The following is a 9,625-nucleotide window of genomic DNA, read 5'->3' on the forward strand; positions in this document are numbered from 1 at the left end:
GTACCGCGCCTGCGCCGCGCCGACCTCACGCCCGAGCAGCGCAAGCAGCAGAATGCCGGTATCCGCGACGCGTTCAACAACATGAGCACGGCCTGGATGGACCGCATGGCCAGCTCGCCGGCCCAGCTGCGCGAGAAAATGACCTTGTTCTGGCACGGCCACTTTGCCTGCCGCGTGCGCCAGCCCGGCCCGGCCCTGAGTTTGCACAACACCACCCGGCAGTACGCCCTGGGCAAATTCCCCGACCTGCTGCTGGCCGTGAGCCAGGAGCCGGCCATGCTGCAATTCCTGAATAACCAGCAGAACCGCAAGGAGCACCCCAACGAGAACTTCGCCCGCGAGGTGATGGAGCTGTTCACGCTGGGCCGGGGCAACTACACCGAAACCGACGTGAAGGAAGCCGCCCGCGCCTTCACCGGCTGGGGCTACGACTATCAGGGCAACTACCGCTTCCGGGAACGCGACCACGACGCGGGCTCGAAAACCTTTCTGGGCCACACCGGCAATTTCACGGGCGAAGACGTGCTGAAAATTATTCTGGAGCAGCCCGCCGCCGCCACGTTCCTGACGACCAAAATATACCGCTTCTTCGTGAACGATGTGCCCAACCAGGCGCACATCGAGCCGCTGGCCGCCGCCTTCCGCAAGAGCGGTTACGACGTGGCCGACCTGCTGGAGCGCATGTTCTCGGCCGACTGGTTTTACGAGCCGGCCAACGTGGGCACCCACATCAAAAGCCCCGTGGAGCTGCTGGCCGGCCTGCGCCGGACGCTCAACCTGAAAATCGACAACGAACAGCCGCTGCTGGGCTACCAGCGCGCCCTGGGCCAAAACCTGTTTCAGCCCCCCAACGTGGCCGGCTGGCCCGGCGGGCGCAACTGGATTGACTCGTCGTCGCTGCTGCTGCGCCTGCAATTGCCGGCCATTCTGTTCAAAAACGCCGAGTTTGCCGTGGCCCTGAAGCAGGACGAAAACGACATCGACCCCAACCAGACCAAAGCCCAGCGCACCGTGCGGGCCGGTGCCGGCGCTCACCTGCCCCTGGGCCCGCTGCAACAGTTGCTGGGCGCCACGCCCGCCACCCAGCAGCCCGCCCGGCTGAGCGACTTCCTGTTACAAGCCCCTATCCGGCCCGAAAACCTGCAGCTGGTGCAGCAGGCCGCCGCTCAAAAAGAGCCCGCCGAGGCCCTGCGCACCACGCTGGTAAGCCTGCTGAGCCTGCCGGAATACCAGCTGGCGTAGCCGAACGGCCAACTCCCCTCCTTGCCAAGGAGGGGATGTTTCAGCAAAGCTGAAACAGGGGTGGTTGCGGGGGTTGAACGATTCGCGCACCAGTCGTTCAACGACCGCAACCACCCCAGCCGACGCATTGCTTCGGCGTCCCCTCCTTGGTAAGGAGGGGAGTTTTTGCCTAGCCTTTCTCTTATCCCCTATTCCTCCCTCCTATCCCCCTTCCTCCATGCCTACCTCCCGCCGCGAATTCCTGCGCACCTCCGCCCTGGCCAGCACGCTGCTGCTGGTACCCAAATTTCTGCACGCCCTCGACCGGGGGCCGGGCCTGTCCGGCCTGCGCGATGCTGCCGGCGCGCGCCGCCTGATTGTGGTGCAGCTGGGCGGCGGCAACGACGGGCTGAACACCGTCATCCCCTACCGCAACGACCTGTATTACAAAGCGCGGCCCACGCTGGGCATCAAGCAGGCCGATGGCATTCTAACCTTGGAGAAAGACCTGGGCCTGCACCCGGCCCTCAAGGGCTTAAAGGGCCTCTACGACCAAGGGCAGCTGGCCGTGCTGAACTCGGTGGGCTACCCCAACCCCGACCGCTCGCACTTCCGCTCGATGGACATCTGGCAGTCGGGCTCGGGCTCGGAGCAGGTGGTGAGCACCGGCTGGCTGGGCCGCTACCTCGATTCGAGCTGCGCCGACTGCCAGCGCCCCTACAACGCCCTCGAAATCGACGATACGCTGAGCCTGGCCCTGAAAGGCCGCCAGCGCAAAGGCCTGGCCCTGAAAACGCCCGACAAATTCCACCAGCTCACCCAAAACCGCCTCCTGAGCAAAGTGAGCCAGGAAACCGCGCCCGCCCACCAAGAGCAGGTCGACTACCTCTACAAGACGCTGGCCGAAACCGCCTCCTCGGCCGACTACCTCTACGACAAGTCGAAGATTTATAAGTCGTCCGTCACTTATCCGAATTCTGACTTCGGCAAAAACCTGAAAACCACCGCCGAGCTGATTAACTCTGGCGTGGAGTCGCGCGTGTTCTATCTGGCCCTGAGCGGTTTTGACACCCACGTGCGCCAGCACGAGCAGCAGCAGCGCCTGTTCACCGACCTCGGCGATGGCCTCGCGGCGCTGGCCGACGACCTGCGCCAGCACGACCAGTGGAACAACACGCTGGTGCTGGTGTTCAGCGAATTCGGCCGCCGCGTGGGCCAGAACGCCAGCAACGGCACCGACCACGGCACGGCCAACAACCTGTTTCTGGCCGGCGGCGCGCTGGCCAAAAAAGGCGTCCTCAACGATGCCCCCGACCTCACCAACCTCGACCAGGGCGACCTGCGCCACCAAATCGACTTCCGCAGCATCTACGCCAGCGTGCTGAAAGACTGGCTCGGGGCCGACGACACCGCCATCCTCGGCACCGGCTTCGAGCGCCTGCCGGGGCTGGTATAGTAGTAAGTGCGAAGCCCTTTAAGCCGTCGTGCCGCGCGCGCTGCCTGATTTGCAGCGCGCGCGGCACGACGTTCTTTTTTCCGCTGGCCAGTCTTAAATCCGCTGCAAGCTCTTGTAGAAACCCTCCTGGTAGGACTTGCCGATGGGCACGAAGTGGCCGCCGCGCAGGTTGGCCGTGTTGTCCTCAATCGACTCGATGTGCTGGGTATTGAGCAGGTAGCTGCGGTGCACCCGCACAAAGTTGGTGTACGGCGCCAGGCGAGTTTCCAGGGCTTTGAGCGTGGTGTAGACGATGTATTTGTGCTTGTCGGTCACGATGTTAACATAGTCCGACAACGCCTCCACGTACAGCACCTCGTCGAAGTTGATGCGCACCATGCGGCTGTTCACCTTCACGAATAAGTCGCTGCGGGCAGGTACCTCGGCTACGGCGGGCGCGGCTGCCGAGGCCCCATTGCCCACGCGGCTGCTTACGCGCTCGACGGCCTGCGTGAAGCGGGCAAACTCGAACGGCTTCACCAGGTAATCGGTCACGCGCAGGGCGAAAGCATCAACGGCAAAATCCTGCCGGGCGGTGGTAATGATGACCTCCGGCGGGTTGGGCAGCACGCGCAGCAGGTCGAGCCCGCTCAAGTGGGGCATCTCAATGTCCAGAAACAGCACGTCGACCCGGTTGCCTTCGCGAAAAAACGCCAGCCCGGCCAGGCCATCGGCCAGCGAGGCCACCAGTTTGAGGTTGGGCGTGAGCTCCACGTAATGCTCCAGGGTGAGGCGATTGATTTCGTCGTCGTCGATAATGGCGCAGGTTAGCATAAGCAGAGCAAGGTAGTCGTAAAAACGGACCGATAAGGAAGGGTAAATGTTTCGTTCGTCCGTCTAAAGTAGCCGTTCAGATGGCAAGTTAGGCCACTTGCCGATGAAGTAAATTTATTCTTGATAAAGCAATGTGGTAATTTTGATATAGATTTGTGGCATGCCAAGTACTCTTCGGTTGTTGCGCGCTGCTTGCCGTACCGCTTTCAGCAATTACCGCCCAGTCGTTATTCTGATAAGCATGCTGCTCCTGGGAGCGGCGGGCCCGGCCCGGGCCCAGCTATGGGCATCTCACCCGGCGGCGGCGGCTACCGAGACGCAAAATGAGCCGGCTACCCCCAGCCTTTCGCGCCACGTGTACGATGTGCAGCGCGTCACCAGCTACCTCGTCGACGCGCTGCGCCTGAGCACTGCTCAGCAGCTGGCCCTGCAACACTGCGCCGTGGCCGAACGCTCGGCCCTGCTGCTGGCGGTTTCCGACCAGGATGCGCAGGACGCCCAGGCCCGTTACCTGGCCAGCGTGCGGCGGCTACTGGCCTCCAGCCAATTGCGCACCTACGTACTGCTGCGCCAGCAGCTCGACGGCACCTTGCTGCCGCTCGATGGCTTAGGCCTGGCTGCCCGCTAGCGCCTGCGGCAACACGTACTACGCTCGGTTTTTACTTTCTCCCCGGTTTTCACCGGGGCCCAGCTACCCGCATACCCTAACGGACGCCCATGCTCTTGCCGCTCTCCGGCCTCGCCCCCGCTGCTTTCGCCGGCTACCCCAAGCGGCGCAGGGCGAATGCGGCGGCACTAGTGGGCGGGCAGCGGGGCCAACTCCTGCTGCACCAGCTCCTGCACGGCCGGTTGCTCGTAGTCAGTTTCGGCTTGGATGTAAGGCATCAGCCGCGCCATGATGGCATCCTGGCGCTGGCCGGCGGCCCAGGCCTCGGCGTAGGGCGTGTCGGAGAACGTGACCTGCGAATAGAGCGGCACCCAGCGGCCCGGAAATTGCGCCGAGATTTTAGCCTCAATTTTCTTTTGCAGCAGGAAGCGCGGGTCGGCCACCCGGTCGCGCATTTCCACAAAGTTGTAGATGGCCAGGTCGGCCATGGCATCGTTGTTGGGCTTGCGTTGGGCCTGAAACTCCGCGAAGATGGTGGCCCAGGCCGCATCGCCGTGCTGGTCGAACAGCTGGTTGAGCACGGTGCAGTCCTCGAAGCCGGCGTTCATGCCCTGGCCGTAGAACGGCACAATGGCGTGGGCAGCGTCGCCGAGCAGCAGCACATCATTGCCATACTTCCACGGAAAGCACTTCACTGTGACGAGCGAGCCCGTGGGGTGCTCGAAGAACTCCCGCTCCAGGTCCGGCATCAGGGGCACCGCATCGGGGAATACGCGGGTGAAAAACGCGGTTACGTCGGCCGGCGTTTGCAGGGCGGCAAAGCTTTCCGGCCCTTCGAAGGGAAAGAACAAGGTGCAGTTGAACGACCCATCGAGGTTGGGCAGCGCAATCATCAGGTACTGGCCGCGGGGCCAGATGTGCAGCGCATTCTTCTCGAACTGCCAGGCGCCGTCGGGGCCGGCCTCAATGGTGAGCTCCTTATAGCCGTAGTCGAGAAAGTCCTGCGAGTAATCGAACCGGTCGGTGCGCTGCAGGGCGGCACGCACGGCCGAAAAAGCCCCGTCGGTGCCAAACAGGCGCTCGTAGGGCGTGGTGTGCTCGGTGTACGCTTCTGCGTCGCGCAGGCGCAGCGTTTTGGCTTTCAAATCGATGCCCAGGCATTGCTGGCCAAACTGCAGCTGCACGCCCGGCTGGGCCTCGGCCAGGTCGAGCAGCCGGCGGTTAAGGTGGCCGCGGTTCACGGAGTAAATGGCCTGGCCGTCGTGGCCGTAGGGCTGGCGGGTGAGGGCGCCGTGCACGTCGTGCATCACCCGCCCACTCATCGGAATGCCCACCTGACGAATGTCATCGGCCACGCCCACGCCGGCCAGGGCCTTCCAGCCCCGGTCCGACAAGGCCAGGTTGATGGAGCGCCCCTCCTGCGCGTCGGCGCGGCGCGGGTCGGGCCGGCGCTCGAATACTTGCACGGCATGGCCCCGGCGGGCCAGGTAGAGCGACAGCAGCGAGCCCACCAGGCCAGCACCCATGATGGTAACGGAATCGGAAGCAGCAGTAGGCGCGGGGGTAGCAGACATGGGAATGAGCGAGGTGGGAATATGAAATGCCTGGCGAAGCTACTACGCCGCCGCGCACCAGCGCGCGCCCGTGCCGACAGCAAACGTGGGAGTGCCCTTATTCAACAGGCAACCAGACTGGTTGGTCGTAATTTTTCCTAGCCGGGCAACTGAATTGTGAAATTTGTCGAACTAGAACTTAAACAATATAAATCATCATCATGCCGCGAAAAAAAGCATTGCGTATCGGCTTACTAAACTGGCGGCAGCAGGCCCTACTACGGCGTGGGCCGGCCCGGGGCACGAGCAGCCGGGCATCGCGGCTGCACCTGGCAGGAGGTGGCAATAAGTTCGGCAACGGCATGGTATGTCCGGTGGGATGCATTCCAACTATTCAGATTGGTGAATTTGTAATAAGCCCGGAAGGCGACCCGCGGCTGCTGGGGCACCCACGAATTCGATATTAGCACTAATCCATGCTGTTTATTCACTCAGCACATCTGAACAAGCATTTGCTTGACTGTTTTTTAGGCATATAGATTCTTATCGCGCAGAGCAATAATAGGAAATAATTGGTATCTTTGAGGTTCCAACAACCTATCTATTTACTTATGCGCACCATTTACGCGTTTTTTATTCTATGCTTTTGCCTGGTGGCGAGCAGTTATGGCCAAGGGCTGCAAACCGTGAGTGGCACGGTGCAAACCGAAGCGGGCACGCCGCTGCCTGGGGCCACCGTTTTCTTTAAAGGCACCTACACGGGAGGCAGCACCAACGAAGACGGGCAGTTCGACGTGAAAGGAGATTTCTCGAAGGGCGTGCTCACCCTGTCGGTATCCTTCGTCGGCTACGAAACCCAGGAGTTGCCCATTGCCGGCCCCGACAATGCCCTGGTCGTAACGCTGCGCCCCAGCGCCGTGCTGAACCAAGTGGTAGTAGCGGCCTCGCGTGTGGAAGAGAACATCGGCCAGGTGCCGGTGACCATCGAGAAGCTCGACCAACGCCAGGTGGAGCAGCTGACCAACCCCGACCTGGTGGCCGGCCTGGCCCGCTACAAGGCCATCGATGTGAGCAGTTCGAGCATGCTGGCGGCCAGCTTCAGCACGCGCGGCTTCAACTCGTCGCGCTCGGAGCGCATCATTCAGCTGGCCGACTACATGGACACGCAGCTGCCCAGCCTGAGCAGCAACTTTGGCAACCTGCTGGGCATGCCGGTGCTGGATGTAGCCAGCGTGGAAGTGGTGCACGGCCCGGCCTCGGCCCTCTACGGCGCCAACGCCTTCAACGGCGTGTTGCTGACGAACTCGAAAGACCCGTTCCGCGACCCCGGCCTGACGCTGCGCGTGCGCGCCGGCAACCGCAGCATGCTCGACGGTCAGTTTCGCTACGCCCAGAAAATCGGCCAGCGCATGGCGTTCAAGATTTCGGGCGGCGCCATGCGGGCCAACGATTTTGTAGCGACCAACTACGATGCCACCTCGGCGCTGATTGAGCCGGCCAACAACCCGGTGGGCTCGAACCTGGGCTACGACGCGGTGAACCGCTACGGCGACATCGGCAACACGTTTCCGGCCAGCGCCTCGACGCCGGGCTACGCTGGCCCCCTGCTGGCGGGCAAAACCGTGTTTCTGCCCGGCTACACCGAGCGCCAGCTCGTGGCCGGCGACAGCACCACCCACTCGTATAAGCTGGCGCCCAGCTTCTCGGTGCTGCTCACCAACCGCCTCAAGGCCACCATCGACTACCGCTACACCAACGCCACCACTACCTACCAGAGTGCCAGCCGCTACCGCTTCGTGAACAGCGGGGCCCATCAGGGCCGCGTGCAGCTCGAAGGCAGCAACTGGTTTTTGCGCGCCTTCACGACGCACGACTACTCGGGCCAGCGCGACCCGCAAACCGATGGCTCCTACAACCTTGGTTTCTTGGGGGCATTTTTGCAAACGCAGGCAGCTCCGGGCAACAACATCAACCCCAACACCGGCAAGCCCGTTACCTACGCTGAGCGCTACTTCGGCACCTACGCCGTGGCCTACAATACTGCTTACGCGCAGGCCGTGGGCGCGGGCAACAGCCCTGCCGCGGCGGCCGATGCCGCGGCCCTCGCGGCCCGCAATACTGCCAACACCAACGCCCCGCTGCTGAAGCCCGGTACGCCGGAGTTCGACGCGGCCCGCACTAAAATTATTCACGACCCGACGCCGGGCCAGGGCGCGCGCCTCATTATCCGCTCGATTATGAACGAGGGCAGCGGCCAGTACACGTTCAAAAACGACTTTGCCGACCTGACGGTGGGTGCCGCGTACCGCCAGTTTCTGCTGGGCTCCGACGGCAGCCTGTTTGAGGACACCAAGGACGGCGACCGCATCAAAAACTACGAGTACGGCGCTTACGCTCAGGCTACTAAGACCTTGCTCGACGACCACCTGAAGCTGGCCGCCGCCGGCCGTATCGACAACTTCAAGAACTTCGGCACGGCGTTTTCGCCCCGGGCTTCGGCCGTGTATTCGCTCGGAGCCGACAAGCTGCAGAACTTCCGCGTGAGCTACAGCCGCGCCTTCCGCGCGCCTACCCAGAACGACCAGTACATCAAGCTCGACGTGGGCCGTGCCCTGCTGCTGGGCAACGTGCGCGGCGGCTACCAGGGCTACCTGCCCTCGCTGGGTGCCCGCCTCACTACCGACCCCACCATTCTGGCCCCCACCCGCGCCGCCGACCTGGCCACCTACGAATACAGCGCCCCGGCCCTGAAGCTCGAAGAAGTGAACAGCGCAGAATTTGGCTACCGCGCCCAGATTGCCAAGAAGCTGTACGTCGACGTAGATTATTTCTACAACGTGTATAACAACTTCATTGCCACCCAGAACTTCATTGGCAACGTAGATGGCAGCCGCCCTACTGCTACGCAACTTGCCACCGGCGCCAGCGTGCGCTTCCAGAGCCCGGTACTGCAGAATGGCACGGCCAACAACACCCGCGTGATTCAGATTGCGGCCAACGTGGACCAGCGCGTGCAAAGCCAGGGCGCCGGCCTCACGCTGAGCTACGCCTTCGCCCCGGCCCTGACGGTGAGCGGCAACTATAGCTACAACAACCTCATCACGAAAGACTTTAAGGCCGGCACGCAGTCGTTCTTCAACACGCCCAAGCACAAGTTCAACCTCGGCCTCGATGGCCAGGCCCTGAACCGCACGCTGAGCTACAACGTGAACTACCGCTGGGCCGAAAGCTTCCTCTACGAGTCGACGTTTGCCACCGGCACCGTGCCCACCACGCACACCGTCGATGCGCAGCTGGGCTACCTCATCAAGCCGCTGCACCTCACGGCGCAGGCGGGCGTCACGAACCTGTTCGACGCGCAGAACTACCAAGTGTATGGCGCGCCCAGCTACGGCCGCCTCGGCTACTTCGGCCTGCTGTTCGACATTAAATAAGCCCGTCGCTACCACTGCCAAAAAGCCCCGCTCAGCCAGTGAGCGGGGCTTTTTACTTTACGAAGCTGAACGCTAACGCACAACTCATCAAAATAATAAGCAGCACCATTCGATAAAACTGGTATGCTCCTTGAACGAGGGCTGGTGCCGCCGGGCCGTCCGGGGTTGGGTTGTTGGCGTTTCCCACCGCCGCCTTTCCTGCCTGCTCATGCCTGCCCCCCGCATTCGCTGCCCCAAGCCGCTGCTCGTAGCGGCCGATAGTTTTTCGGCCGAAGAGTCTCCGGCGGCCGGGCCCGCACTGCCCACGTCCGAAACCGACCGCCGCCGCGTGCTACGGGTGGGCGACTACGAGGTGGGCGAAGTCGGCTGCCCCCGGCTGGGCGGGCATCCCGGCATCCGATATTAGCCCGGCCCTACCCACCGAAACGTGAGGTTGAGACGCGGCCCTACCGGGCGGGCCGTTTTGGGCAGCGCGTGCTGCCAGTGCTGCTGCGTGGGCCCCCGCATGAGCAGCAGGCTGCCATTGGGCAGGTCGAGGCCG

At 62.9% G+C, this 9,625-nt stretch carries 8 protein-coding genes; 5 read left to right on the forward strand and 3 right to left on the reverse strand.

The annotated features are described in order from the left end of the window. Both ACYVDE_RS08330 and ACYVDE_RS08335 read left to right on the forward strand, forming a co-directional pair. A partial coding sequence (locus ACYVDE_RS08330) for a DUF1800 domain-containing protein (protein ID WP_460501022.1) occupies nucleotides 1–1,242 on the forward strand: 1,242 nt, incomplete at its 5' end. A gap of 217 nt (nucleotides 1,243–1,459) precedes the next feature. Beyond that, the gene (locus tag ACYVDE_RS08335; protein ID WP_460501024.1) at nucleotides 1,460–2,677 is read left to right on the forward strand and encodes a DUF1501 domain-containing protein; all 1,218 of its coding nucleotides are present in this window, start codon (nucleotides 1,460–1,462) and stop codon (nucleotides 2,675–2,677) included. A gap of 93 nt (nucleotides 2,678–2,770) precedes the next feature. Here ACYVDE_RS08335 and ACYVDE_RS08340 read toward each other — a convergent pair whose 3' ends face one another. After that, nucleotides 2,771–3,490 carry a LytR/AlgR family response regulator transcription factor gene (locus ACYVDE_RS08340; RefSeq protein ID WP_460501025.1) on the reverse strand — a complete coding sequence of 240 codons (720 nt, stop codon included), beginning with the start codon at nucleotides 3,488–3,490 and terminating at the stop codon, nucleotides 2,771–2,773. Between the two features lie 241 nt (nucleotides 3,491–3,731). Here ACYVDE_RS08340 and ACYVDE_RS08345 point away from each other — a divergent pair, with 241 nt between their 5' ends. Beyond that, complete coding sequence (locus tag ACYVDE_RS08345) at nucleotides 3,732–4,118, forward strand: hypothetical protein (RefSeq protein ID WP_460501026.1); 387 nt, start codon at nucleotides 3,732–3,734, stop codon at nucleotides 4,116–4,118. A gap of 167 nt (nucleotides 4,119–4,285) precedes the next feature. On the opposite strand, the gene ACYVDE_RS08350 is transcribed toward ACYVDE_RS08345, so the two are convergent. Next, nucleotides 4,286–5,671, reverse strand: a complete 1,386-nt coding sequence (locus ACYVDE_RS08350; RefSeq protein WP_460501027.1) for an FAD-dependent oxidoreductase — start codon at nucleotides 5,669–5,671, stop codon at nucleotides 4,286–4,288. Between the two features lie 590 nt (nucleotides 5,672–6,261). On the opposite strand from ACYVDE_RS08350, the gene ACYVDE_RS08355 reads away from it, so the two are divergent. Further along, entirely contained in the window at nucleotides 6,262–9,084 is a 2,823-nt protein-coding gene (locus ACYVDE_RS08355; RefSeq protein WP_460501028.1) for a TonB-dependent receptor, read from the forward strand. Nucleotides 9,085–9,292: 208 nt separating this feature from the next. After that, the gene (locus ACYVDE_RS08360) at nucleotides 9,293–9,490 is read left to right on the forward strand and encodes a hypothetical protein (RefSeq protein ID WP_460501029.1); all 198 of its coding nucleotides are present in this window, start codon (nucleotides 9,293–9,295) and stop codon (nucleotides 9,488–9,490) included. Here ACYVDE_RS08360 and ACYVDE_RS08365 read toward each other — a convergent pair. Continuing rightward, nucleotides 9,487–9,615 (reverse strand): alpha-ketoglutarate-dependent dioxygenase AlkB, encoded by a 129-nt coding sequence (locus tag ACYVDE_RS08365; protein WP_460501030.1) that lies wholly within the window; start codon nucleotides 9,613–9,615, stop codon nucleotides 9,487–9,489. The genes ACYVDE_RS08360 and ACYVDE_RS08365 overlap by 4 nt on opposite strands. Nucleotides 9,616–9,625 lie beyond the last annotated feature (10 nt).

It is taken from the genome of Hymenobacter agri (genome assembly GCF_054778495.1).